This is a genomic window from Rhizobium sp. S96 (assembly GCF_030382195.1).
In the GTDB taxonomy this organism is placed as follows: Bacteria; Pseudomonadota; Alphaproteobacteria; order Rhizobiales; family Rhizobiaceae; genus Rhizobium.
Genome location: NZ_JAUDRY010000005.1, coordinates 20134 through 45178, shown reverse-complemented (window position 1 = coordinate 45178; position 25045 = coordinate 20134). Strand labels below are relative to the sequence as shown.

General features: G+C 61.1%; 20 protein-coding genes. 14 read left to right on the top strand and 6 right to left on the bottom strand.

Features of this window, described 5'->3' with window-relative positions:
- Positions 1–31: 31 nt before the first annotated feature.
- From QTL94_RS07340 to QTL94_RS07330, 3 genes are read right to left on the bottom strand one after another with little or no spacing between them, the layout of a single operon-like run.
- On the bottom strand, positions 32–940 hold the full coding sequence (locus QTL94_RS07340) for an NAD-dependent epimerase/dehydratase family protein (RefSeq protein WP_289801088.1): 909 nt from the start codon (positions 938–940) through the stop codon (positions 32–34).
- Entirely contained in the window at positions 937–1764 is an 828-nt protein-coding gene (locus QTL94_RS07335) for a glycosyltransferase (protein ID WP_289801087.1), read from the bottom strand. The genes QTL94_RS07340 and QTL94_RS07335 overlap by 4 nt, the downstream gene beginning before the upstream one ends.
- On the bottom strand, positions 1761–2981 hold the full coding sequence (locus QTL94_RS07330; RefSeq protein WP_289801086.1) for an NAD-dependent epimerase/dehydratase family protein: 1221 nt from the start codon (positions 2979–2981) through the stop codon (positions 1761–1763). The genes QTL94_RS07335 and QTL94_RS07330 overlap by 4 nt, the downstream gene beginning before the upstream one ends.
- A 117-nt stretch (positions 2982–3098) precedes the next feature.
- Here QTL94_RS07330 and ybgC point away from each other — a divergent pair, with 117 nt between their 5' ends.
- Positions 3099–3554: a tol-pal system-associated acyl-CoA thioesterase gene (gene ybgC / locus QTL94_RS07325; protein ID WP_065692531.1), complete on the top strand. Its 456-nt coding sequence runs from the start codon at positions 3099–3101 to the stop codon at positions 3552–3554.
- Between the two features lie 6 nt (positions 3555–3560).
- Here ybgC and QTL94_RS07320 read toward each other — a convergent pair whose 3' ends face one another.
- Positions 3561–4070 (bottom strand): P-loop nucleotide/nucleoside kinase family protein, encoded by a 510-nt coding sequence (locus QTL94_RS07320; protein WP_065692532.1) that lies wholly within the window; start codon positions 4068–4070, stop codon positions 3561–3563.
- Between the two features lie 262 nt (positions 4071–4332).
- On the opposite strand from QTL94_RS07320, the gene QTL94_RS07315 reads away from it, so the two are divergent.
- The 10 genes from QTL94_RS07315 to glmM all read left to right on the top strand — a co-directional run bounded on the left by QTL94_RS07315 (position 4333) and on the right by glmM (position 17512).
- Positions 4333–6543 carry a methyl-accepting chemotaxis protein gene (locus tag QTL94_RS07315; RefSeq protein ID WP_289801085.1) on the top strand — a complete coding sequence of 737 codons (2211 nt, stop codon included), beginning with the start codon at positions 4333–4335 and terminating at the stop codon, positions 6541–6543.
- Between the two features lie 448 nt (positions 6544–6991).
- On the top strand, positions 6992–7711 hold the full coding sequence (tolQ, locus tag QTL94_RS07310) for a protein TolQ (protein ID WP_065692533.1): 720 nt from the start codon (positions 6992–6994) through the stop codon (positions 7709–7711).
- Between the two features lie 29 nt (positions 7712–7740).
- On the top strand, positions 7741–8196 hold the full coding sequence (tolR, locus tag QTL94_RS07305; protein ID WP_198928722.1) for a protein TolR: 456 nt from the start codon (positions 7741–7743) through the stop codon (positions 8194–8196).
- An 8-nt stretch (positions 8197–8204) separates the two neighbouring features.
- Positions 8205–9335: a cell envelope integrity protein TolA gene (tolA, locus tag QTL94_RS07300; RefSeq protein ID WP_065692535.1), complete on the top strand. Its 1131-nt coding sequence runs from the start codon at positions 8205–8207 to the stop codon at positions 9333–9335.
- Between the two features lie 22 nt (positions 9336–9357).
- A complete protein-coding gene (gene tolB / locus QTL94_RS07295) occupies positions 9358–10668 on the top strand; it encodes a Tol-Pal system beta propeller repeat protein TolB (RefSeq protein ID WP_065692536.1) in 1311 nt (436 codons plus the stop codon).
- A gap of 156 nt (positions 10669–10824) precedes the next feature.
- A complete protein-coding gene (pal, locus tag QTL94_RS07290) occupies positions 10825–11355 on the top strand; it encodes a peptidoglycan-associated lipoprotein Pal (RefSeq protein WP_065692537.1) in 531 nt (176 codons plus the stop codon).
- A 180-nt stretch (positions 11356–11535) separates the two neighbouring features.
- A complete protein-coding gene (gene ybgF / locus QTL94_RS07285; protein WP_289801084.1) occupies positions 11536–12537 on the top strand; it encodes a tol-pal system protein YbgF in 1002 nt (333 codons plus the stop codon).
- 12 nt (positions 12538–12549) lie between these two features.
- Positions 12550–13887 (top strand): tRNA lysidine(34) synthetase TilS, encoded by a 1338-nt coding sequence (gene tilS, locus QTL94_RS07280; RefSeq protein ID WP_289801083.1) that lies wholly within the window; start codon positions 12550–12552, stop codon positions 13885–13887.
- A 98-nt stretch (positions 13888–13985) separates the two neighbouring features.
- On the top strand, positions 13986–15917 hold the full coding sequence (gene ftsH, locus QTL94_RS07275; RefSeq protein WP_065692540.1) for an ATP-dependent zinc metalloprotease FtsH: 1932 nt from the start codon (positions 13986–13988) through the stop codon (positions 15915–15917).
- A 242-nt stretch (positions 15918–16159) separates the two neighbouring features.
- On the top strand, positions 16160–17512 hold the full coding sequence (gene glmM, locus QTL94_RS07270; RefSeq protein ID WP_289801082.1) for a phosphoglucosamine mutase: 1353 nt from the start codon (positions 16160–16162) through the stop codon (positions 17510–17512).
- Positions 17513–17589: 77 nt separating this feature from the next.
- Here the strand turns inward: glmM and QTL94_RS07265 are convergent, their stop codons facing one another.
- Positions 17590–18429: a glycosyltransferase family 25 protein gene (locus QTL94_RS07265; protein ID WP_289801081.1), complete on the bottom strand. Its 840-nt coding sequence runs from the start codon at positions 18427–18429 to the stop codon at positions 17590–17592.
- 312 nt (positions 18430–18741) lie between these two features.
- Here QTL94_RS07265 and QTL94_RS07260 point away from each other — a divergent pair, with 312 nt between their 5' ends.
- From QTL94_RS07260 to serA, 3 genes are all read left to right on the top strand, one after another.
- The gene (locus QTL94_RS07260; protein ID WP_289801080.1) at positions 18742–19560 is read left to right on the top strand and encodes an outer membrane protein; all 819 of its coding nucleotides are present in this window, start codon (positions 18742–18744) and stop codon (positions 19558–19560) included.
- A 207-nt stretch (positions 19561–19767) separates the two neighbouring features.
- Complete coding sequence (locus tag QTL94_RS07255; protein ID WP_112980013.1) at positions 19768–20949, top strand: phosphoserine transaminase; 1182 nt, start codon at positions 19768–19770, stop codon at positions 20947–20949.
- 86 nt (positions 20950–21035) lie between these two features.
- On the top strand, positions 21036–22631 hold the full coding sequence (gene serA, locus QTL94_RS07250; RefSeq protein ID WP_289801079.1) for a phosphoglycerate dehydrogenase: 1596 nt from the start codon (positions 21036–21038) through the stop codon (positions 22629–22631).
- A 92-nt stretch (positions 22632–22723) separates the two neighbouring features.
- Here serA and QTL94_RS07245 read toward each other — a convergent pair whose 3' ends face one another.
- The gene (locus QTL94_RS07245; RefSeq protein WP_289801078.1) at positions 22724–24985 is read right to left on the bottom strand and encodes a heavy metal translocating P-type ATPase; all 2262 of its coding nucleotides are present in this window, start codon (positions 24983–24985) and stop codon (positions 22724–22726) included.
- Positions 24986–25045 lie beyond the last annotated feature (60 nt).

The window sequence follows — 25045 nt, the reverse complement described above, 5'->3', positions numbered from 1 at the left end:
CGGATTGTACAGACCCGGACAATTTGCAACCTCAGGCTTGCGTGGGCCTGTGCGGTATGCCGTCGGTAGCGAGGAAATGAAGGGTCTCCTGCAGCAGCGGCGTGCCACCGGGCTGCCACCCGAGCGCGCGGATCTTCGTGGTGTCCATCGGCGTCAACTGGGACTTGTCGGCTGCTGCAGGCAGCCTGTTCGAACAGTCCCGCTCCCAGCGGATCGGCTCGAGAATGTCCCAGGTGTCCAATGCGAGGTCGGAGATATTGAAGGTTTCGCCCGAGATGCGCGAACTCTCGGTTTCCAGCATCAGCCGCACCGCCTGACCGACGTCGCGGCCATGGACCTCGGTTCCGGCACGCGACAGCATAGGCCGGCCGGCGAGATAGTCGTCGATGAGCTTGTCCCATTTGTTGGGGCGAAGATTGCCGTAGACGCCGGTCAGCCTGAGGCTGGCCGCCGCAAAGCCGGGGCCGGCGAGATGCGCGAGACTGCGCTCGGCGTCCAGTTTTACCTGGCCGTACAGCGTTTCGGGCTTTTCGGGCGTGGTTTCCGTCAGGACGGTTCCGGGCGGGTGCTCGCCGTAGACCGCACGGCTGGAAATGAAGATGCAGCGACGGGTGCCGGCACGCTTGGCTGCTTCGAAGAGCCGGACGGTGCCGTCAAGGTTGAGCCGTCTGAATGTTTCCGGATCGTCGCCCTCTCCGCCGCGGTATTTTCCCGGCGCGTGATGGAAGGCCGCATGAACGAAGAAATAGGCGTCGTCGAAGGCGTCGATGTGATCGTGGGCTGGATCGAGCGACAGCGGCGCAAACTCCACCGGCCGCGAAAAGGCGCGCGGCAACGGGGCATGCCGACCGCCGATGATGACGGAATACCCGGCAGCCAGCAGCTCTTCGACGATATATCGTCCGACGAGGCCTGTTCCGCCCGATACCAATACCTTCATGCTGCCTCTTCCGGGTTGGCCATTGCCGATATGTCCGGCAGTTCATCGCCGGCGTAGAACGCATGCCAAAGGTCGATCAGCGGCCGCAATTTGGCGGCTTTCGGATGATTCGCTTCCCACGGCTTTTCGTACTGGTAGTGCAGGACCGAAATGCTCTTCCAGTCCCAAAGTTGAGGGATGGTAAACCACACGTACTGCAGCATGTTGAAGTAGACAGGCAGGCCGTGCCAGTCCGGGAAAAAGGCCTGCAGGAACGATTGATCCGTGCGTTTCCAGAAGATGTCGGGCTGATCGAGCCGTTCCAGCATGTGCCGGAACGTGTCGGCGGACGGCTTTGCGACGAACACCCCGGAGTTCATGCGTTGGAAATCGGCAAGGCTCTCGTAGACGTTCGGGGCGGCGGAGAACTCCGGATAAAGGAAAAGCTTGTCGATATTCCTGAGCACGATCGCGTCGGCGTCGATGAACACACAGGTTTCGTAGTCCGTGAGCTCCCAGAGACGCAGCTTGCAAAAGTTGTCGAGCGGCGAATGAAAGTCCGGTTTGCGGCCCTTGGTGAAAGGGGCGGCGGCATGCAGCGCCGAGCGCACGTGGCGTTCGTTGAACGCATCCGACAGCGGCAGGTGCGCGACTTCGATGAGGCGACAGCCGAGCGTCAGGAGAGGAGCAAGTGCGGACGATGCGACGCCTGCTGTGTGAAGCACGACGATATCGGCCGCGGTTTGGGTGCGCAGAAGCGAATGGGCGAGCGCCGTGGCCCCCATGGCATAGTCGCCATTGGTCACCAGCGTCACATAGGCATGGCGGGTCGGCGCTTGGCTCATGAGACCGATTTCAGCCGCTTGCCTTCGGGATCGCGGTTGAGCGTGGCGGCGATGTCCCTGGTCCAGGCCGAAACCGCGGGAACGCGCGACCGGTCGACTCGATAGGCAAATTTTTTCGCCACATCGACGATCTCGGTCATCAAGCCTGCCTGCAGCGTGATCGGATCAAGACCCAGGTTGCGGAACTTTTCGTTCTTCACGATCAGCTCGTTCTCCGGTGCTTCCTTTCGGGGATTGGGCAGCCACGCGATTTCGGATCCTGTCATCCGGGCGATCGTTTCGGCCAGATCGCGAACGCGGTGGGTCTCGGTCACCTGATTGAAGATTTCCACGCGGGCCCCTCGGGCTGGCGGGTTGGCCAACGCCAGTTCGATGCAGCGAACCGAGTCCTGAATGTGAATGAAAGCGCGGGTCTGGCCGCCGGTGCCGTGCACGGTGAGGGGGTAGCCGATCGCCGCCTGAATGAGAAAGCGGTTGAGCACCGTGCCGTAGTCGCCGTCGTAGTCGAAGCGGTTGATAAGTTGTGCGTGGCGTCTCGTCTGTTCCGTGTGCGTGCCCCAGACAATGCCTTGGTGCAGGTCAGTGATGCGCAGGGCGTCGTTCTTGGCATAGAAATGGAAGAGCAGCTGATCCAGGCACTTCGTCATGTGGTAGATGGAGCCCGGATTGGCGGGGTAGAGGATCTCCTGCCGGACGGTTTCGCCATCGGACGTCTCGATGCCGACGGGCAGATAGCCTTCGGGTATCGCCGCGCCGACGGTCGAATAGCCGTAGACACCCATGGTGCCGAGATGGATGACGTGGGCGTCGAGCTGCAGCTCGGTGAGGGCGTTGAGCAGATTGTGGGTGGCGTTGAGGTTGTTGTTGACGGTGTAGTTCTTGTGACGGTCGCTCTTCATCGAGTAGGGTGCGGCGCGCTGCTCGGCGAAATGGATGATCGCATCGGGCCTGCTGTCACCAAGCCATTTCTTCAACAGCTCGTAGTCCCTGGCGAGATCGATCAGATTGAAGTAAATGCGCCGGCCGGTCTCGGCGTGCCAGATGCGGGTGCGCTCTTGTATCGAATCCATGGGGGTGAGGGACTGGACGCCGAGTTCCGTATCGATCCAGCGCCGCGAGAGGTTGTCCAGAATATGGATCTCGTGGCCCGCGTCGGAGAGATGCAATGATGTCGGCCAGCCGATAAAACCATCCCCGCCCATCACCGCAATCTTCATGGCGCCATCTCCTGGTTGTCGCGTCTATCGAAAATTACTTAGGAAGCGTGACAATTGTTCAATGCTTGCACCGCGGAAACTCTTGCGCCAAAGAGGGGCGGCACGTTGGAGAAAATTATGGTGGATCACGGTTTTTCGATTTCAGGTGAACTGACAGAGGCGGGCCACCGGCTGCTGCAGCGGGTCTATTACGAAGACACCGATTTCTCCGGGCTCGTCTACCACGCCCGCTATCTTCACTTCCTCGAGCGTGGACGTACCGACTATCTGCGCTGCCTCGGCGTCGAACAGCGCGAACTCATCACCGCTGACGAGGAGGGGCTGGTTTTCGTCGTCCACCGCATGGAGATCGACTTCAAGTCGCCGGCCCGGATGGACGATATCCTGACCGTGCTGACCCACACCGAAAAGGCCGGCGGCGCCAAGATGGTGCTCACGCAGGAAATTCGCCGCGGCGACACCCTGCTGATCGCCGCAAAGGTCATCATCGCGGTCATCAACGCCAGCGGTCGTCCGCGGCGGCTGCCGGAAACGCTGGCCGAGAAGTTTCTCGAAGGTGGCCAGCCGCTTTAGAAAGTATCAGGCACCGATTGTCGGCAGCATTGACATCAGTTCTTCGAGCGATGCGGTTAAATCCTTCCCTGCTGTGTCGATGACAATGCGTCGTTGCCGCCATGCTTGGTATTCACGCGTTACCACTGCATCCCAGCTGGGTAGCCTAAAATCGGCGATATCCGTCGTGCGCGTTTCGATCCGTCGGCGGTGCTCTACAGGATCAGAACAGACGACTTCGACCTGTACGGCTGCAACCTTCGCGTCGGCCGCGATGTCGAGCCAGGCTTGGCGGGTGGTTTCGATTGGGTTGACGGAATCGGCGATGACTGTTTGTCCAACCAGCAAATTTTCACGCGCCAGATTGTAGGCTATTACATAACCTTCCGCCGTAATCTCGGCCGTTAGTGATCCCCAAGACCTCAGTGCCTGTTCTATGGTGTCGATGCGAAGGTAGGTTGCCTGAAGTCGCCGCGCGAGCAGTTTTGCCAGAGATGATTTTCCCGATCCGGGTAGTCCCGCGAAGACGATGAGCATTTCATTTCCTCTGGAGCGTACTCAAATGACATGGCTGGGGTGACCAGATAAACCGGTTTTGTGTTCGCAGCATAAACAACATGGAAAGCGAGCGCACCATAAACGGCAACCGCGAATGGTTTTCGCGTAATGGTTTTGAATTTTGTGGATTTTACCTCTTGAATACAAACAGATAGGCGCGAAACTCGTAGGGTGAATTTAAACTATATTTAATTGATCTCATTCAGATCTGGCTAACATTTGTTGCCATCAAAGGTCTGATATGTCCGGCTTCCTCTCTAATCTCAAAATCGGCCAGCGCGTGCTTCTGCTCGCGGTCGTCGCTCTTCTCGGTATCGCGGCGATCTCCGCCATATTCATCGTGCAGGGGAATGTGGAAGCGGAATATCGCGCCACGACGGACCGGTTTGCGGCCGCGGAAGCCAAGACCGGCAAGCTGGCGACCACTGTCCTTCAGAACCGCAGGCATGAGAAAGACTTTCTGCTGCGCAAGGACGATGCCTCGGTGAAGAGCTTCGAGCAATCGACTGCCGATGCGCGCGGCATCGTGGCGGATCTCCGCAGTGATGCCGATCCCGCCGTACAGTCGAAGCTGGACGATATCGCCAAGCAATACGATGCCTATGCGGCCAACTTCGGCGTGCTCGTGGAAAAGAATGTTACGCTCGGCCTCGATCCATCGAAGGGTCTCGAAGGCGCAATGCGCGAAGCTGTCCATTCGATCGAGGATCAGCTGGGCGCGCTGAAGAACAACGACCTGATGGTCAGTATGTTGATGCTGCGGCGCCACGAGAAGGATTTCATCATCCGTCGTGATGCCAAGTACGTCGACCAGCACGCGGCCGAGACGAAGACGTTCGCCACGCTCGCGGCGAACGAACTCAAAGCCTTGGAGCAGCGCGGCCCGACCATGGATGCGCTCAAAGCCTACAGCGCTTCCTTCCAGAAATATGCGTCGGTGGTGCTTGAAGAGGTCGCCGCGCGCAATGCCACCTCCCAGAGCTACGCCGCCGTGGAGCCGATGATCATCGCGCTCGGCGAGGATTATGCGGCTGCGAAAGTCGCCAACCTTGCCGAGAACGAGCGGGTCGAGGCGCGCAACATGGTGTTCGTGATCGCGGCGCTCGCAACGACCGTTGTCGTTCTCATCCTGGCTGTCTTTGTCATCGGTCGTTCGATCGCCCGTCCGATTATCTCGGTGACGGGTGCCATGCGCATGCTTGCCGCCGGTGATATCGGTATCACGGTCCCCGGCCTTGGGCGCCGGGACGAAATCGGGTTGATGGCAGCGGCGCTTGAAGTGTTCAAGCAGGCGGCGGTTGCCAATCGCCGGCTGGAGGAGGAGGCCGCCGCCAACCGCGCGCAGGCCGAGGCCGATCGTATTCGCATGCAGGAGGAAGCGGAAGCTGCCGCCCAGGTTCGTCTTCGCCAGGCGACAGCCGGTCTTGCGGACGGGCTGCGGCGTCTTGCCGCTGGCGACCTGTCCTTCGAGCTCAGCGAGCCGTTTGCGCCGGATTTCGAACAGTTGCGGCATGACCTCAACCAGGCTGTCAATCAGCTCGGCCAGACGCTGGGTGAGGTTGCCGGCGCAACCCACTCGATCGACGGTGGCAGCAACGAGATCAGCCAGAGTGCCGATGACCTGTCGCGGCGAACCGAGCAGCAGGCGGCGTCGCTCGAGGAAACCGCTGCAGCACTCGACCAGATCACCGCCAACGTGTCGAACTCGTCGAAGCGGGCCGAGGAAGCACGCGGCGTCGCCGTCCAGGCAAACAGCAGCGCTGTTCAGTCCGGCACGGTGGTCAGCAACGCCGTCGATGCGATGCAGCGCATCGAGCAATCGTCTCACCAGATTTCGAACATTATCGGCGTGATCGACGAGATTGCGTTCCAGACGAACCTGCTGGCGCTCAACGCCGGCGTCGAAGCTGCCCGTGCAGGCGAGGCGGGCAAGGGCTTCGCCGTCGTGGCCCAGGAAGTCCGCGAGCTTGCGCAGCGTTCGGCGCTCGCTGCAAAGGAGATCAAGGAACTTATTCGCAATTCCAGCACCGAGGTGCAGACGGGCGTAAAGCTGGTCCGGGAGACGGGCGAGGCGTTGCAGAGTATCGGCCAGTACGTCGCCTCGATCAACCAGCACATGGACGCGATCGCCACTGCGTCGCGCGAACAGTCCATCGGTCTTGCCGAGGTCAATACCGCCGTCAACCAGATGGACCAGGTGACCCAGCAGAATGCCGCGATGGTGGAAGAGACCAACGCAGCCAGCGCGACCCTTGCCAAGGAGGCAAGCCGGCTGCGGCAGCTTATTTCCGGGTTCAATCTCGGCGCGCAAGGGCAGGGACATGGGCAAGGGCAGGCGAGAGCGCTTCGCGAGGTGGCCGCGGTCATGGCAACGCCACCGGCACACAGCCGCGCACCCATGAAGCGGGTCGCCAACGGCCCGGCCTATCAGGACGGCTGGTCGGAGTTCTAGGCGGCACCCAGAGCGACAATAAGGAACCGCCGGCGATTCGTTGTCCGGCGGTTTTTGCGTTCTGCCAAAACGCCGCAAGCGGGTTGTGATTTCGCGCTTGCAAAAACATGACTTTCATGTGAAGGAATTGCCGCGCGCAAGATGAGCGCTGTTTTCTGGTCATCGAACCTAGCTCTGACCAAGTAATCCAAGGGATAAATCTTCCGCCGATAGATTCGCCGTCATCATCCGACGCTAACGAACTATTAACCATAATAGTGTCTTACTCGGATTGTCAGAGTTTGTGCGGTGCACGCCTTCCTTTGACCAAATTTGACGGCAAGGAAGGCGGATAAGAGCTTGGAAGCTTGACCAGGGCTTTGGGCGGCGGCCGCCAGACACTTCTTGCGAGATCACTTTGTGCCGCCCGGTCAAGTGCCGGGCGTTTGGATTCGGGGATTTTGGATCAATGGAACAAGTAGGATTGGCAGCAGCAGCGACGGACGTCAGCCTCTGGTCGCTGTTCATGCAGGCAGGTCTCGTCGTCAAGCTGGTCATGCTCGGGCTGATTGCAGCCTCCGTCTGGACCTGGGCGATCGTTATCGACAAATATCTGGCTTATGGCCGCGCACGGCGCCAGTTCGACAAGTTCGAGCAGGTGTTCTGGTCGGGCCAGTCTCTGGAAGAACTCTACCGCTCGCTGTCCGAGCGCAACAACACCGGCCTTGCCGCGATCTTCGTCGCCGCGATGCGCGAGTGGAAGAAGTCCTTCGAGCGTGGTGCACGCTCGCCGATCGGCCTGCAGATGCGTATCGACCGCGCGATGGACGTGACGCTCGCTCGTGAATCCGAATATCTTTCCGCCCGCCTTGGTTCGCTGGCGACGATTGGCTCCGCCGGTCCGTTCATCGGTCTCTTCGGTACGGTCGTCGGTATCATGACATCGTTCCAGGCGATCGCCGGTTCGAAGTCGACCAACCTTGCAGTTGTTGCGCCGGGTATCGCCGAAGCGCTGCTCGCAACGGCTATCGGTCTCGTCGCCGCTATCCCGGCCGTTATCGCCTACAACAAGTTCTCCGCCGATGCCGGCAAGCTCTCGGGTCGCATGGAAGGTTTCGCGGATGAATTCTCCGCCATCCTCTCGCGCCAGATCGACGAGAAGCTGCAGCCGCGCGCGGCCGCTCAGTAACGGACGGAAACGGAGAGAACGATATGGGTATGGGTGCTCCAAGCGGTGGCGGTAGCGGCGGTGGCCGCGGTGGTCGTCGTCGCGGCGGCCGCAGAGGCGGTGCTATCTCCGAAATCAACGTGACGCCGCTCGTCGACGTCATGCTCGTGCTGCTGATCATCTTCATGGTGGCCGCGCCGATGATGACCGTCGGCGTGCCGATCGATCTGCCGGAAACGCAGGCCAAGGCGCTGAATTCCGAAACGCAGCCGATCACGATCTCGGTCAAGAACGACGGTACGGCGTTTCTTCAGGAAACCCCGATCCCGGTCGAGGAAATCGCCGCGAAGCTCGAGGCGATCGCCACCACCGGCTACAATGAACGTATCTTCGTTCGCGGCGACGCGACCGCGCCCTATGGCGTGATCGCCGACGTCATGGCGCGCATCCAGGGTGCGGGCTTCAAGAACATCGGCCTCGTGACGCAGCAGAAGAAGGACCAATAGCAAACGCTATGAAGGCCAGTATCGTCACATCTGCTGCTCTGCACTGTGCATTGCTCGCCTGGGCGCTGATTTCGATCGGCTCCCCGGAGCAATTCAAGGTCGAGGATTTCGAGGCGATGCCCGTCGACCTCGTGCCCGTCGAAGAAATGACGCAGATGCAGCAGGGCGACAAGACCGCCAAGCCGAGCGAAAAGCCGGCTCCGAAGCCGACGACCAAGCCGACCAATGTCGAAAACGCCGAGAACATGGGCGAGAACAAGGTCGACCTGAAGACGCCGCCGATCCCGAACGCCAAGCCAAACAACAACGAGAGCGCTGCTGCCCCGAAGGCGGTCGAAAAGCCTCTTCCCCAGAATGATCCTGTGCCGAACGAGGTCAAGGACATCATGAAGGAAGAGACGGACGTCGAGCCGCAGCAGGTTGCGTCGATTACGCCGCCGAAGCCCGAGATCACGCCGCCGACGCCCGAGAAGCCTCCGGAAAAGCCGCAGGAAACGCCAGAGCCGCCGAAGCCGGATGCGGAAGCCTTGCCGGACAAGGTGCCGACGCCTGTCGTCAAGCCGCAGGTGAAGCCGCCTGAACAGAAGCCGGCCGAAAAGCCGCCTGAGAAGAAGACGGACGACAAGGCCAAGAGCGACGAGAAGCCGACGGACAAGAAGCTGGCTGACAAGAAGCAGGAAAAGGCTAAGGCCTCGTCCTCGAAGCAGAGCGACTTCAACGCCGATGATATCGCGGCCCTGCTCAACAAGCAGGACCCGTCGAATGGCGGCGCCAAGAGTTCGACTGAGGTTGCTTCGCTCGGCGCCAAAAAGGCCACCGGTGGCTCCAAGCTCTCCATGAGCGAGATGGACGCGCTGCGCAGCGCCATTGCCGGCAACTGGTCGGTCATCCCTGGAATGGAAGGTGCGAGCGACGTTCGCATCAAGGTCCACATGAAGCTTGACCCGGATGGCAACATCATCGGTACGCCCGATGTCGAGGCCATCGGCGGCACCAACGAGGCAACGCGGATGGCGTTGGCGAGCGGTGCAAAGCGCGCCGTCATGAAGTCGTCGCCGTTCACGAACCTTCCGAAAGACAAATACGACGCCTGGGGCGAGGTCATCGTCAATTTCGACCCCAGCGATCTAGCCCTTTAAAATGCTGAAAGGCTTGTGCTCTATGACCAAGTGTTCTCTTTTCCGCGCCTTGATGGTCGCCGTCGGCATGATAACCACAGCGGTTATCGCCACGCCCGCGAACGCGCTTGTCGAAATCAACATCAACAAGGGCAACGTCGAGCCGCTGCCGATCGCGATCACCGACTTCCTGCAGGGCGACATGGGCGCGCAGGTGTCGCAGGTGGTAGCGGCCGACCTCCAGCGCTCCGGCCTTTTCGCACCCATCAACAAGAACGCCTTCATCGAGAAGATCTCCAATCCCGACGCCGCACCGCGCTTCGAGGACTGGAAGGTCATCAACGCGCAGGCGCTCGTCACGGGTCGCGTGACGCAGGAAAGCGATGGCCGCCTTCGCGCCGAGTTCCGCCTCTGGGATACCTTCGCCGGCACGCAGATGACCGGTCAGCAGTTCTACACGCAGCCTGAAAATTGGCGCCGCGTGGCGCATATCATTGCCGATGCGATCTACAAGCAGATCACCGGCGAAGAGGGCTATTTCGATACGCGCGTCGTCTTCGTGTCCGAATCCGGCACGAAGCAGGACCGCAAGCGCCAGCTCGCCATCATGGACCAGGACGGCTTCAACGTCCGCATGCTGACCAACGGCAGCGACCTCGTTCTGACGCCGCGCTTCTCGCCGAACCGGCAGGAAGTCACCTACATGTCCTTCGCCAACCAGCAGCCGCGCGTCTACCTGCTGCAGCTGGAAACCGGACAGCGCGAGGTTGTCGGCAACTTCCCGGGCATGACCTTCTCCCCGCGCTTCTCGCCGGATGGCCAGAAGGTCGTCATGAGCCTTCAGCAGGAAGGCAACGCCAATATCTACACGATGGACCTGCGTTCGCGCACCACGACGCGCCTGACCTCGACGGCCGCGATCGATACCTCGCCGTCCTATTCGCCTGACGGCGGCCGGATCGTCTTCGAAAGCGACCGCGGCGGCCACCAGCAGATCTACGTCATGAATGCCGACGGTTCCGGCCAGACGCGTATCTCCTTCGGCGACGGCAACTACTCCACGCCGGTCTGGTCCCCGCGTGGCGATCTGATCGCCTTCACCAAGCAGTCGGGCGGCAAGTTCTCGATCGGCGTGATGAAGCCGGATGGTTCGGGCGAGCGCATCCTGACGACCGGCTTCCACAACGAAGGCCCGACCTGGGCACCGAACGGCCGTGTGATCATGTTCTTCCGCCAGGCGGCGGGTGCGGGCGGTCCGCAGCTCTATTCGATCGATCTGACCGGTTACAACGAGCAGATGATCAAGACCCCGGCATACGCTTCCGACCCGGCCTGGTCGCCGCTTCTGGAGTAGGAAAGACTGTGGATGTGCCTTCTTGTCGCCGCAAAAATCCTCGATTTGGGCGACAGAGGGACAAATCAACCATTCGTTAACCATAATTCTTGAAAGCCGATTAACCTAGTAAGGTTACAGTCCGGCAACCCTAATCAAGTCGCAAGGAGACCGGCCATGAGCCGAATTCACACCCCGGCAATGAGCCGCATGCAGAATTTCGCCCGTAACCCCGTCATGATCGCGCTCGTTGCCGGTCTTGCTCTGGCTGGTTGCGCGAACAAGAAGAACATGGCCAACAGTGCCGGCGATCTCGGCCTTGGCGCCGGTGCCGCAACGCCGGGCTCTGCCCAGGACTTCACCGTCAACGTCGGCGACCGCATCTTCTTCGACACCGACTCCACCTCGATCCGTGCAGACGCTGCCCAGACGCTCGACCGTCAGGCTCAGTGGCTCGGCCGTTATCCGAAGTATGCGATCACCGTCGAAGGCCACGCCGACGAACGCGGCACGCGCGAATACAACCTTGCTCTCGGCGCTCGCCGTGCGGCTGCTGCCAAGGACTACCTCGCTTCGCGCGGCGTTCCGGCTCAGCGCATGAAGACGATCTCCTACGGCAAGGAACGTCCGGTTGCTGTCTGCGACGACATCTCCTGCTGGTCGCAGAACCGCCGCGCCGTTACCGTTCTCGGCGGCGCTGGCATGTAATTGCCTTCCCGGCACCGAATTGCCGGGTTCTATTACAAATTGGAAAGGCGGCTCCATCGCGAGCCGCCTTTTCTTTTTGAACACACTTTGGCCGAACTCCGTTGCTTTTTGAAAGCAATTGGAAAAATCTCCTGTTCGTGCCATCGAGGCGCGAAGAATCACTGGGACAGGACGAACCATATGAAGAAACTTGTCGTGGCGGGCATGCTTTGCCTCGCAGCGGTGGCCGGGGCAGGCCAGTCGGCGAATGCGACGTCGCTATTCGGCTGGCACGTGGGCGGCAAGCCCGCGGACCGTCAGCAGGATGCCCCTGTTGTCAACGTGCAGGCCGCCGGCGGTGCCGAGGTCCGTATTCAGCAGCTCGAAGAGCAGCTTCGCCAGCTGAACGGCCGCATTGAGGAGATGAGCTTCCAGCTGCTGCAGATGCAGGAAACGATCCGCAAGGCGCAGGAAGACAACGAATTCCGCTTCCAGGAACTGGAAAAGGGTGGCGGCAGCGCTGCCGGCAGCGGCGGCAAGACGATGAAAAAGAGCGAAGCCGTCGTGCCTCCGGCCCAAGGCGGGCAGGGGGGTGACGATGTCGCCCGTGTAATCACCGCACCGCAGGGGGCCGACACGGCTCCCTCGACGGACGTTCCGGCGAATGACGGTCTTGGCCAACCGCCGAAGCAGCTTGGGTCGATGCAGTTCGACCAGAATGGCAATCCGATCGGCGGCTCCGTCAATCCGGGCGCTGATGTCGGTTCCGGCCCTCTTCCCGATGTGGATTCGGGCAAGTCGTCGCAGACGGCGTCGCTCGGCAGCGAGAACGACCAGTACAAGGCCGCTTACGGCCATGTGCTTTCCGGCGACTATTCGACCGCGGAACAGGAGTTCAATCAATACATCGCTCAGTATCCAGCAAGCGCTCGCGCGGCCGACGCCAATTTCTGGCTCGGTGAAGCACTCTATTCCCAGGGTAAGTACAACGAGGCGGCAAAGACCTTCCTGAACGCGCACCAGAAATTCGGCAGCTCGGAAAAGGCTCCGGAGATGCTCTTGAAGCTCGGCATGTCGCTGGCCGCTCTCGACAACACCGAAACTGCCTGCGCTACGCTCAAGGAAGTATCGAAGCGCTATCCGAAGGCCTCGCGCGCCGTCATAACCAAGGTCGCCAGCGAACAGAAGCGCCTCGCCTGCTAAGGCCTTCCGGTTTTGCGCCCGGATGGCACACTTTCTCCTGAAACGGCCACACGCCGCTTTCTGGACGCGCTGACAAAGCCCTCGCGCATACTCGTCGCGATTTCGGGCGGCAGCGATTCAACTGGCCTGCTCGTTGCCCTTGCCGACGCGCTGAAAGCCGCTCGCAACTCCTCAATATCCCTCTGTGCGGCAACGGTTGATCACGCGTTGCGTGCTGACTCAGCAGACGAAGCGCGACAGGTCGCCGCTCTCTGCCACTCCCTCGGCATTCCCCACGTCACGAAAACCTGGCTTGGACCAAAGCCGAAGACCGGCATCATGGCGGCGGCGCGCGATGCCCGTTACGAACTGCTCGCGGAAGCCGCCGATGAACTCGCGGCAGATCTCGTCGTGACCGGCCATACCTTCGATGATCAGCGCGAAACGCTTGTCATGCGCGGTGCCCGCTCGGAGGCGGAAAGCACGGGAATTGCTGATCTTGTCCTGTTTGACCGGCGCCTGTGGATTGCCCGTCCGTTTCTCTCATGTCTGCGCGAGGACATCCGGGCTGTGTTGCGTGCGCGCCAGTTGCAGTGGCTCGATGACCCAAGCAATGACGATCCGAAATACGAGCGCGTCCGCATGCGTCTCGCCTTGAAGGACCATGCGGCTGCGGCACCGTTAATGGATGCGGGCGACAGGCGGGCGAGCCTCGCCGAAGATGCTGCCCGGTGGCTCGCCGCGCATTTCGTTGTTCACGCTTCGGTGTTGGGTCAGGTGTCGCTGGCCGGTCTTGTCGCCGATCGGTCGGTTCTCGAATATGCGCTGTCTCGTCTCGCCGCCGTTTTTGGCGGCCAGCCCTATGCGCTGGGGCGCGAACAGACAGATGCTCTTCTTGCCCTTATCGAAAAACGCGAGCTCGCACGCATGACGGCGGGGAGGGTGGTGTTCGACTTGCGTCGCAACGGGCTTTTTCTCTGCCGGGAGAGCCGTGGCATCCTGCCGCTGGTTCTTCCCGAAGGCGGATGCGGAATATGGGATGGCCGGTTCGAAATCAGGAACCACGATCGAGGGGCTGTCTGGATCGAAGCCGCGGGCTCGGCCGCCATGCCGACCGCCAACGATCTGCAGGCGCTTCCGAAATCGGCTCTGCGCCGGGCATATGCGGCTTTGCCACGCTTTGTCGACGCCAACGGCGAAGCTCTGTCTGCAGGCCGCGCCGGGAAAGTTTTGGTGACGCCTTATTTCGCTCCGTTCGACCGTTTTTTGACACGATTTGACGTCATCTTTGCGGATAGCCTTGCGGCTGCTTTTGGAACACGCCCCTATCCAAAAGCGCCTTTAGGTCTTATTGACGGAAAAACCATCTAACGGACCGGTTTGCCTTGGCATTCGCCTGACGCACTCCTATGTTAGGAGCCAAATATGACGGTCGCCATGAGGCGCTCGTTCCAGTGCTGGGGAGTTCGATGAACCCTAATTTACGTAATTTCGCCTTGTGGGCAATCATAGCGCTCTTGCTGATTGCCCTGTTCAGTATGTTCCAGACGTCGCCGGCGCAGACCAGCTCCCGCGATATCCCTTACTCGCAGTTCCTGCGCGAAGTGGATGCGGGCCGCGTCAAGGAAGTCGTCGTCACGGGTAACCGTGTCTCCGGCAGCTATATTGAAAACGGCACCACCTTCCAGACCTATACGCCTGTCGTCGACGACAACCTGCTTGATCGTCTGCAGAGCAAGAACGTTCTCGTTTCGGCGCGGCCTGAAACCGATGGTTCGTCTGGCTTCCTGAGTTATCTCGGCACGCTGCTGCCGATGCTGCTGATCCTCGGCGTCTGGCTGTTCTTCATGCGGCAGATGCAGGGCGGTTCGCGCGGCGCGATGGGCTTCGGCAAGTCCAAGGCCAAGCTGCTGACGGAAGCGCACGGCCGTGTCACCTTCGATGACGTCGCAGGTGTCGACGAAGCCAAGCAGGACCTTGAGGAAATCGTCGAATTCCTGCGTGATCCGCAGAAGTTCCAGCGTCTGGGCGGCAAGATTCCGCGCGGCGTGCTGCTGGTTGGCCCTCCCGGCACCGGTAAGACGCTTCTCGCCCGCTCCGTTGCAGGTGAAGCCAACGTTCCGTTCTTCACGATCTCCGGTTCCGACTTCGTCGAAATGTTCGTCGGCGTCGGCGCAAGCCGCGTCCGCGACATGTTCGAGCAGGCCAAAAAGAACGCGCCTTGCATCATCTTCATCGACGAAATCGACGCCGTCGGCCGCCATCGTGGCGCCGGTCTTGGCGGCGGTAACGACGAACGCGAGCAGACGCTGAACCAGCTGCTGGTCGAAATGGATGGCTTTGAAGCAAACGAAGGCATCATCCTGATCGCTGCGACCAACCGTCCCGACGTTCTCGATCCGGCGTTGCTGCGTCCGGGCCGTTTCGACCGTCAGGTCGTGGTTCCGAACCCCGACATCGTTGGCCGCGAGCGCATTCTCAAGGTGCATGCGCGCAACGTGCCTCTGGCGCCGAATGTCGATCTCAAGGTTCTGGCTCGCGGGACGCCTGGTTTCTCCGGTGCAGACCTGATGAACCTCGTCAACGAAGCTGCCCTGATGGCTGCGCGCCGCAACAAGCGCGTCGTCACCATGCAGGAATTCGAAGACGCCAAGGACAAGATCATGATGGGTGCCGAGCGCCGCTCGTCCGCCATGACCGAGGCCGAAAAGAAGCTGACTGCCTATCACGAAGCCGGTCACGCCATCACCGCGTTGAAGGTGCCTGTTGCGGATCCTCTGCACAAGGCAACCATCATCCCGCGCGGCCGAGCGCTCGGCATGGTCATGCAGTTGCCGGAAGGCGACCGCTATTCCATGAGCTACAAGTGGATGGTGTCGCGTCTGGTCATCATGATGGGTGGTCGTGTTGCCGAAGAACTGACGTTCGGGAAAGAGAACATCACCTCGGGTGCGTCGTCCGATATCGAACAGGCGACCAAGCTTGCCCGTGCGATGGTCACGCAGTGGGGCTTCTCGGATGCGCTTGGCCAGGTCGCCTATGGTGAAAACCAGCAGGAAGTGTTCCTGGGCCACTCGGTTTCGCAGTCGAAGAACGTGTCCGAAGCGACCGCTCAGACGATCGACACGGAAGTTCGCCGCCTTATCGATGACGCCTACCAGGAAGCGCGCCGTATTCTCACCGACCACCACGACGAGTTCGTGGCGATCGCCGAGGGGCTGCTCGAATACGAAACTCTGACCGGCGAGGAGATCAAGGCATTGATTCGCGGAGAGAAGCCGTCGCGCGATCTTGGCGACGATTCCACCCCGACACGCGGCTCCGCCGTGCCGAAGACCGGCACTCGCCCCGCAGCCAAGGGCGACGAGACCGAAGGCGGTCTGGAGCCTCAACCGCATTGATTTCCTTTGGAAATGATCGAGCGGCCGGGTACCCGTGATGGTGCCCGGCCGTTTTCGTTGGTAACGGGATATAATGAGTTTTCTCGCTAATTTACGTGATGGCGGCCGCAATTTATGTCATGCCGCTGACATGAGGAGGCCTCAATCAGGGCTTTTCTAGCGAAATTCGGCGCCCAAAGGCGCGAGATTGCTAAAATGGTAGTGCGCAGCCCAAAGGGCGCGCCCAAGGCACAGGGGTGCATATGAAAAGACGATATTTCGGTACGGACGGTATCCGCGGTCAATCCAACGTGTTCCCGATGACACCGGATCTGGCGATGCGGGTCGGCATTGCGGTTGGAACAATCTTTCGCCGTGGCAACCACCGTCACCGGGTCGTTATCGGCAAGGATACGCGCCTCTCGGGCTACATGCTGGAAAACGCCATGGTGGCAGGCTTTACCGCCGCCGGGCTTGATGCCTTCGTTCTCGGTCCTATTCCGACGCCCGCCGTCGCCATGCTGACGCGGTCGTTGCGCTGCGATATCGGCGTCATGATCTCTGCGTCGCATAACCCTTATGAGGACAATGGCATCAAGCTGTTCGGACCTGATGGTTACAAGCTGTCCGACGACCTAGAAGCGCAGATCGAAGACCTGCTCGATAAGGACCTGTCATCGCAGCTGGCGAAGTCGGACGATATCGGCCGGGCCAAGCGTATCGATGGTGTTCACGACCGCTATATCGAGCATGCCAAGCGCACGCTTCCCCGCGATGTCACGCTGCAGGGCCTGAGGATCGCGATCGATTGCGCCAACGGCGCCGCCTACAAGGTGGCCCCCGCCGTGCTCTGGGAACTCGGCGCCGAGGTTGTCACCATCGGCAATGAGCCGAACGGCACCAACATCAATCTCAACTGCGGCTCGACCAGCCCGGTCGCCCTTCAGAAGAAGGTGGACGAGGTGCGGGCCGATATCGGCATTGCGCTCGATGGCGACGCCGACCGGGTGATCATCGTCGACGAGAACGGTGCCGTTGTCGATGGCGACCAGCTGATGGCCGTGATCGCCGAAAGCTATGCCGAAAGCCAGCAACTGCGGGGCGGCGGCCTCGTTGCAACCGTCATGTCCAATCTGGGCCTCGAGCGGTTCCTGCAAGACAAGGGTCTCGACCTCGTGCGCACGGCGGTCGGCGACCGCTACGTGGTCGAGCACATGCGCCAACACAACTACAATGTCGGCGGCGAACAGTCCGGCCACATTGTGCTGTCAGACTATGGCACGACCGGCGATGGCCTTGTTGCCGCGCTGCAGATCCTTGCGGCCGTCAAGCGCACCGGAAAGACCGTCAGCGAAGTCTGCCGTCGTTTCGAGCCGGTGCCGCAGCTGTTGCGCAACGTTCGCATCTCCGGTGGCAAGCCGCTGGAGGACATCCAGGTCCAGAAGGCGATTGCCGATGCCGAGGCAGAGCTGTCAAAGAGCGGTCGTCTCGTGATCCGTCCGTCTGGAACCGAGCCCCTGATCCGTGTCATGGCCGAGGGCGACGATCGAAGCCAGATCGAGCGGATCGTGAACGATCTGATTGGCACCATCTCCAGCGTCCGCACGGCGGCGTAACAGACTGTCCTGGAGGGTCGGCGCTCCAGCGCCGGCGCCTCGCCTCTGACCGCTCTTGCGATCAACGGGGAGCGATCCTAGGCGATCATGTCGGGAAAGGCGCCCTTCAGAACATCGAGCGCTTCGGTGGAGTCGACATACTTCACCTCGCGGCGGCTACTTCTGCCGAGCCCACATAGGATCTGAAAAGTCAAAATCATCGATATCTGCAGTCGTCGTGACTTGTAGCCAAGCCACTCGGTGAACGGCGGTCGCGTTTCCGTCGGTCTGGTTCTGGCGATCATGCTGCGCCTGATCGAGTGGGAGATGGGGTTGCTCTTGCTGAGAATGCTTGTCTGTATGGCGCATGCCGGCTCGATCTGGACCTTACGGAGGTCCAGCGTCAGGTTGACTGCGGCATCAGCCAGCGGAAGCATGGTCTTGAAGCTGGAGAGCAGTTTTCGGGCGCCTTCCGGCCAGAGCAGGTAGGCGGCCGCGCCCGCGCTGTCGCGGAAAATTCGTGCGATGGTATAATCGCCGACGCCGAGCGGCGCCCGACGCCCGAGCGTCTTTTTCGCGCCGAAAGTTTCAAGATTGACGCAATCGACGTTTTTCAAGGCGGCGGCGGCCTGCAGAATCGCCGGAGTGTCTGTGGCGAGGATGGCGTCGTCTTCAATGATGAGCATGGGGTCGCTCGAGCGTGAAACGATCTCCCAGGCTCGCCTATGGCTGAGGGCGCAGGCCACCTCCGTATCGCGCAGGCGTCGAGCCCAACGCCGCTGCAGATGTGCCATCTCCGGTGCCGGCACATCGAAGGTTGTCGTGGCATCCACGAACTCGAATGCAAGGCCAAGGCGCTGAAGTTGGAAAAGCTGCAGTGCGCGGCGGTCTGCTGACGAGGCCATGCTGATGACCAAAGTACCTGGTGTCTGATGCACGAGAAATTGCTCCGGGCCGATCTGCAGCAGCCAAACGCCGCTATTGCCATGTTGACAATAGGGGCACTCCGCTCCGGTTCCAATGTTCCCCCGGATTTAGGTGTCCTGCGCACTCTGTGCAAGCGGATCGGTACACCAGTCCGGGCCGGTTGGCCGGTTTCGTGGCCGGGCGATGGTTTATGACCTGATAAAAATCACGGTAAACAATCGTAGTTAAGCCCGTTTTAACGTTCCCACTTCATTATCCATCTCGAAACGAGTCCGACTGGCAGCGATTGGTCCTGCCATACCCCGAACTTTGGAGTGGGATCCATGAAAAGAAGCCTGTCCGGCATTTTTGCCGCCTTGCTGATCACATCGAATGCCTTTGCCGCAGACCTCGCGCCGGAACCGGTGCCGGAGATGCCCCCAGAAGTCGTCGTTACCGAAGCGACCGGCTGGTATCTTCGCGGCGACGTCGGTTACGGTTGGTCCGATCTGCGTGGCGCTAGCTACTTCCAGGGCAGCAATGCCAGCGAAGTCGACTTTCAGACCGCTGATCTGCGTGATGCCTTTACCGGTGGCGTCGGTGTCGGTTACCAGGTCAACAACTACTTCCGCACCGATTTGACGCTCGACTACTTCGGATCCGCTGATTTCCACGGTTCGACGGTCGGAAGCTGCGGTGTTGCGGTTGCTTGTACCTCCAGCGATATTTCTTCGCTGACGGCATGGAGCCTGATGGCAAACGCCTATGTCGATCTGGGAACCTACGGCTACGTCACTCCGTATGTGGGCGCCGGTATTGGTGGGACCTACGTCAACTGGAAGGGCCTGAGGAATACGTCGTGCGAAACCGGCAACTCTTCGAACTGCGATGACACCTTCACGCATGATGGAAAGAGCAGCTGGCGCTTCAGCTACGCCTTGATGGCCGGCGCCACGATCGACGTCACCTGCAACGTCAAGGCAGATGTCGGCTATCGCTTCCTCCACGTCGATGACGGCGAGATGTTCGGCTACAACGCGGGCGGTGGCCCCGGCCGTGACAAGGGCTTCAACGTTCATGAAGCGCGCATCGGTGCCCGTTATCTCTTCGGCGGCTGCGCTGCTCCCTATGAGCCGCCTCCGGCGCCTATCGTCTACAAGTAAGTTCACCGCAGATGCTTACAAAGCCGCCCCGACCGGGCGGCTTTTTCGTTTGTGGCAATGTGTCAGTGGAGGCAGCTTGGTCGCGCCTGCGTCAAAAAGTCCTCCGGCTGCGACACTTGCCCGTTGACTAATTCGGGCTCGATCTATATCCACGGCGGCGGGACACCTCTCCCCAACGAGAGGCTAATTACCTGGAAGGGTATACACATGGCCACTGCCACCGCGAAGCCGGACGTTCGTCCGAACAACACCCATTTTTCTTCTGGCCCTTGCTCGAAGCGCCCCGGTTGGTCGCTCGAAGCCCTTTCCGACGCGCCGCTTGGCCGTTCGCACCGTGCGAAGATCGGAAAGACGAAGCTCAAGCAGGCCATTGATCTCACACGCGAAGTTCTCGAAGTGCCGGCGGATTACCGCATCGGCATCGTGCCCGCTTCCGATACCGGCGCCGTCGAAATGGCGCTCTGGTCGCTGCTCGGCGAGCGCGGCGTCGACATGGTCGCCTGGGAAAGCTTTGGCGCCGGTTGGGTCACCGACGTCGTCAAGCAGCTGAAGCTCAAGGACGTTCGCAAGATCGAAGCCGGTTACGGCGAACTGCCCGATCTCTCGACCATCGATTTCGACCGCGACGTCGTCTTCACCTGGAACGGCACCACCTCGGGCGTTCGCGTTCCGAATGGCGATTTCATTCCCGCCGACCGCAAGGGCCTGACGATCTGCGATGCGACCTCTGCCGCCTTTGCGCAGAACCTCGATTTCGCCAAGCTCGATGTCGTCACCTTCTCCTGGCAGAAGGTTCTCGGCGGCGAGGGCGCTCATGGCGTCATCATCCTGTCGCCGCGCGCCGTCGAGCGTCTGACGACCTACGCACCGGCGTGGCCGCTGCCGAAGATCTTCCGCATGACCTCGGGCGGTAAGCTGATCGAGGGCATCTTCACCGGCGAAACCATCAACACGCCGTCGATGCTCTGCGTCGAGGACTATATCGATGCGCTGCTGTGGTCGAAGGACGTCGGCGGCCTGAAGGGCCTGATGGCTCGCGCCGACGCCAACGCCAAGGTCATCGCCGACTTCGTCGCTGCCAACGACTGGATCGCCAACCTTTCGGTCAAGGCCGAGACGGCTTCCAACACGTCGGTCTGCCTGAAGATCACCGACAAGGACGTTCTGGCGCTCGACGCCGACGGCCAGGCGAACTTTGCCAAGGGCATCGTCAGCCTGCTCGACAAGGAAGGTGTCGCCTACGACATCGGCCATTACCGCGACGCGCCGTCTGGCCTTCGCATCTGGGCCGGCGCCACGATCGAAACTGCAGACATGCAGAAGCTGATGCCGTGGCTTTCCTGGGCGTTTTCGACCCAGAAGGCTACGCTTTCCCAGGCTGCTGCCTGAGTTGATCGCATCCGGCTCCGCTGAAAAAGCGGAGCCTCGCAATCCCGATTACATTCCATCGTTGAACCTTTTGAAGGAAGCCCCCAATGGCACCTCGCGTTCTCGTATCCGACGAACTGTCGGAAACCGCCGTCCAGATCTTCCGTGATCGCGGCGTCGAAGTCGATTTCCAGCCGCAGCTCGGCAAGGACAAGGACAAGCTCGCCGAAATCATCGGCAATTATGACGGTCTCGCCATCCGCTCGGCCACCAAGGCGACGGAAAAGCTGATCGCCGCCGCTGCTAACCTCAAGGTTATCGGCCGCGCCGGCATCGGCGTCGACAATGTCGATATCCCGGCTGCGTCGAAGCGCGGTATCATCGTCATGAACACGCCGTTCGGCAACTCGATCACGACCGCCGAACACGCCATCGCACTGATGTTCGCCGTTGCCCGCCAGCTGCCGCAGGCCGATGCCTCGACGCAGGCCGGCAAGTGGGAAAAGTCGAAGTTCATGGGTGTCGAGATCACCGGCAAGGTGCTCGGCGTCATCGGCGCCGGCAATATCGGCGGCATTGTCTGCAAGAAGGCGATCGGCCTCGGTATGCACGTTCTGGCCTATGACCCCTTCCTGTCGGCCGAGCGCGCCCAGGAGATGGGCGTCACCAAGGTCGAACTCGACGAGCTGCTCGCCAAGGCGGATTTCATCACGCTCCACGTTCCGATGACCGACAAGACCCGCGGCATTCTCGGTCGCGAAAACCTTGCCAAGACCAAGCCCGGCGTTCGCATCATCAACTGCGCCCGCGGTGGCCTTGTTGACGAAGCGGCACTCGCCGACGCCATCAAGTCCGGCCATGTGGCTGGTGCCGGCTTCGACGTGTTCGAAGTCGAGCCTGCCAAGGAAAGCCCGCTGTTCGGGCTGCCGAACGTCGTCTGCACGCCGCATTTGGGCGCATCGACCACGGAGGCTCAGGAAAACGTTGCCCTGCAGGTCGCCGAGCAGATGTCGGACTATCTCGTCAAGGGCGCCGTCTCCAACGCCATCAACATGCCGTCGATCACCGCTGAAGAGGCGCCGATCCTGAAGCCGTTCATCAAGCTCGCCGACGTTCTCGGCGCCTTCGTTGGTCAGGTGTCTGAAGATCCGATCAAGGAAATCGAGATCCTCTATGACGGCGCCACCGCCACGATGAACACCAAGGCGCTGACCTCGGCGCTGCTGGCAGGCCTCATCCGCAACCAGGTCGCCGACGTCAACATGGTTTCGGCACCGATCATGATCAAGGAAAAGGGCATCGTGCTCTCCGAGGTCAAGCGCGACAAGACCGGTGTTTACGACGGCTACATCAAGCTCACGGTGACCACCGACAAGCAGACCCGCTCCGTTGCCGGCACGGTGTTCTCCGATGGCAAGCCGCGCTTCATCCAGATCAAGGGCATCAACCTTGACGCCGATGTCGGCGCCAACATGGTCTACATCTCGAACACCGACGTTCCCGGCATGATCGGCTTCATCGGCACGACGCTCGGTGCGGCCAACGTCAACATCGCCAACTTCCAGCTCGGTCGCGGCGAGCAGGGCGGCGATGCGATCGCGCTGCTTTACGTCGATGGACCGGTCAGCGACGACGTGCTTGCAAAATTAACTGCGAACACTGCAATCCGACAGGCCAAGCCTCTCGTATTTGCTGTTGATTGAGCTTTCCTCCCAAGGGAAACATACAAAAGCCCGGCGCAGGCGACTGCGCCGGGCTTTTGCTTTGCTCGGTGACTGTTCCCTGGGCCGCGCGGCTATTCCTGCGGGCGCAGCAGCCTGAGGGCGTTGATCGTGACGAGGACAGTTGCACCGGTATCCGCCAGGATCGCGGGCCAGAGGCCGGTGATGCCGGCGATGGTGGTGACCAGAAATACGGCCTTCAGCCCGAGCGCGATGGTGATGTTCTGCATGATGTTGCGCATCGTCCGCTTGGAAAGGGCGATCATGGACGCCACGTCGCTTACCCGTCCGTGGAGGATGGCTGCATCGGCGGTCTCCAGCGCAACGTCGGTACCACCGCCCATGGCAATGCCGACGTCGGCGGCGGCCAAGGCGGGTGCATCGTTGATGCCGTCCCCAACCTTGGCGACGACAAAACCCTCACGCTTCAAATCGCCCACGATGCGCTGCTTGTCCTCAGGCATCAGCTCGGCGCGAACCTCGATGCCGAGCGTCTCCCCAATCGCGGTTGCCGTGCGCCGATTATCTCCCGTCAGCATGACCACCTTGACGCCTGCGGTTTTCAGGGCGTCGATGCCTGCTTTCGCGTCGTCGCGCGGCTCGTCGCGCATGGCGATGGCGCCAGCCAATACACCGTCGGCAATCAGGACGGAGACCGTCTTGCCCTCATCGTTCAGCGAGGCGATCCGCGTGGTCTGATCGGGAGAGAGTGGAATGCGCTCGTCGGCGGCCTTGGGAGAGCCGAAGAATATCTCGACCCCTTCGACCGTTCCTGTCACGCCCTTTCCCGGCAGGGCGCCCGGGTTGATTGCCGGTGTCGTCGCGATGCCTTCCTCCGCTGCTCTGGCGAGGATTGCAACGGCCAGGGGATGGCTTGAACCAGCCTCGAGGGCGGCGGCGTATTTCAGCACATCGGCTTCTGTTCGCCCGAAGCCCAGGACGTCGGTGACCTTTGGTTTGCCGGCCGTCAGCGTGCCCGTCTTGTCGACGGCGACGGCGGTAACCTTGCCGAGCGTTTCCAGCACCGCCCCACCCTTCAGCAGCAGTCCGCGACGCGCGCCCGCCGAAAGCGAGGCTGCGATTGCGGCGGGCGTGGAGATCACCAGCGCGCAGGGGCAACCGATCAGGAGGATGGCAAGGCCCTTGTAGACCCATTCGCTCCAGATGCCGCCGGCAAGGAGAGGGGGCAGGATGGCGACGAGTGCGGCCACGGCGACCACGCCCGGGGTGTAATAACGGGAAAAGCGGTCGATGAAGCGCTCCGTCGGTGCCTTCGATTCCTGTGCTTCCTCAACCAGCTTGACGACGCGGGCGATCGTGTTGTCGGCGGCTGCAGCCATGACCCTGACCCGCAGCGCGGTGTCGCCGTTCACGGTGCCTGCGAAGACGATGTCGCCTTCGGTCTTGCGCACGGGAGTGCTTTCACCTGTCACCGGTGCCTCGTCGATCCCGCTTTCGCCGGAAAGAATGACGCCATCGGCAGAAATCCGGTCGCCGGGGCGAACGAGGATCGTCGATCCGACGGTCAATTGTTCTGCCGGGATCTCCCGTGTCTGGCCGTTCTCCTCCAGAATCGCACTCTTCGGCACAAGGGTCGTCAGGGACTGGATGCTTTCGCGCGCCTTACCTGCGGCCACGCCTTCCAGCAGCTCGCCCACAAGGAAGAGGAACACGACGGTGGCTGCTTCCTCGCCGGCATGGATGATGACGGCGCCGACGGCGGCGATTGTCATCAGCATCTCGATCGAGAAGGGTGTGCCGGCCAGCGCAGCCATTATGGCGCGGCGGGCAATCGGGACGAGACCGACCAGTATGGCGGCTACGAAGGCGTAAGGCGCGATCTGCGGCACGAGGTGGCCGATTGCATAGGCGACGACAAGAGCGGCGCCAGAGGCGATCGTCAGGCGACCCTTTCGGCTCTGCCACCAGGGGCCGGACATCGGGGTATGATCGTGGCCATGCAGGCCTTCGATCTCCGCTGCCTTTCCGTGCTCGCTGCCGTGATCGTGGTGTGCATGGTCGTGCCCCCCTTGGTCATGGCCATCGTGCTCATGGTGATGATGGTCGTGATCGCATGTTGCATGGCTGGGGGCTTCGTGCCCGTGTTTGGCATGATCGCCCGTGGGCGCCAGGGAATAGCCGAGGCCGGTCACCTTTCTCTCGATGGCCAAGAGATCACTGCTGCCGTCGTAGCGCACGGTCATCGTGGCCGCCGTAACCGATACCTTGACGTCAGCCACGCCGGGCATTCGACGGACGGCGGTATCGATCTTGGCAGCGCAACTGGCGCAATCCATGCCACCCACTCTGTACCGTTTCTCGACCGTTTCACCCATGACATGCTTCCTTGAGATTTGGATGCACCTTTCCTACATCCTCTAGTGGCTAGAGGTGCA

Bases quoted from the DNA above. Each gene is read 5' to 3' on its own strand.
- QTL94_RS07340 (WP_289801088.1), bottom strand. From the start codon at position 940: ATGAAGGTATTGGTATCGGGCGGAACAGGCCTCGTCGGACGATATATC.
- QTL94_RS07335 (WP_289801087.1), bottom strand. From the start codon at position 1,764: ATGAGCCAAGCGCCGACCCGCCATGCCTATGTGACGCTGGTGACCAAT.
- QTL94_RS07330 (WP_289801086.1), bottom strand. From the start codon at position 2,981: ATGAAGATTGCGGTGATGGGCGGGGATGGTTTTATCGGCTGGCCGACA.
- ybgC (WP_065692531.1), top strand. From the start codon at position 3,099: ATGGTGGATCACGGTTTTTCGATTTCAGGTGAACTGACAGAGGCGGGC.
- QTL94_RS07320 (WP_065692532.1), bottom strand. From the start codon at position 4,070: ATGCTCATCGTCTTCGCGGGACTACCCGGATCGGGAAAATCATCTCTG.
- QTL94_RS07315 (WP_289801085.1), top strand. From the start codon at position 4,333: ATGTCCGGCTTCCTCTCTAATCTCAAAATCGGCCAGCGCGTGCTTCTG.
- tolQ (WP_065692533.1), top strand. From the start codon at position 6,992: ATGGAACAAGTAGGATTGGCAGCAGCAGCGACGGACGTCAGCCTCTGG.
- tolR (WP_198928722.1), top strand. From the start codon at position 7,741: ATGGGTGCTCCAAGCGGTGGCGGTAGCGGCGGTGGCCGCGGTGGTCGT.
- tolA (WP_065692535.1), top strand. From the start codon at position 8,205: ATGAAGGCCAGTATCGTCACATCTGCTGCTCTGCACTGTGCATTGCTC.
- tolB (WP_065692536.1), top strand. From the start codon at position 9,358: ATGACCAAGTGTTCTCTTTTCCGCGCCTTGATGGTCGCCGTCGGCATG.
- pal (WP_065692537.1), top strand. From the start codon at position 10,825: ATGAGCCGAATTCACACCCCGGCAATGAGCCGCATGCAGAATTTCGCC.
- ybgF (WP_289801084.1), top strand. From the start codon at position 11,536: ATGAAGAAACTTGTCGTGGCGGGCATGCTTTGCCTCGCAGCGGTGGCC.
- ftsH (WP_065692540.1), top strand. From the start codon at position 13,986: ATGAACCCTAATTTACGTAATTTCGCCTTGTGGGCAATCATAGCGCTC.
- glmM (WP_289801082.1), top strand. From the start codon at position 16,160: ATGAAAAGACGATATTTCGGTACGGACGGTATCCGCGGTCAATCCAAC.
- QTL94_RS07260 (WP_289801080.1), top strand. From the start codon at position 18,742: ATGAAAAGAAGCCTGTCCGGCATTTTTGCCGCCTTGCTGATCACATCG.
- QTL94_RS07255 (WP_112980013.1), top strand. From the start codon at position 19,768: ATGGCCACTGCCACCGCGAAGCCGGACGTTCGTCCGAACAACACCCAT.
- serA (WP_289801079.1), top strand. From the start codon at position 21,036: ATGGCACCTCGCGTTCTCGTATCCGACGAACTGTCGGAAACCGCCGTC.
- QTL94_RS07245 (WP_289801078.1), bottom strand. From the start codon at position 24,985: ATGGGTGAAACGGTCGAGAAACGGTACAGAGTGGGTGGCATGGATTGC.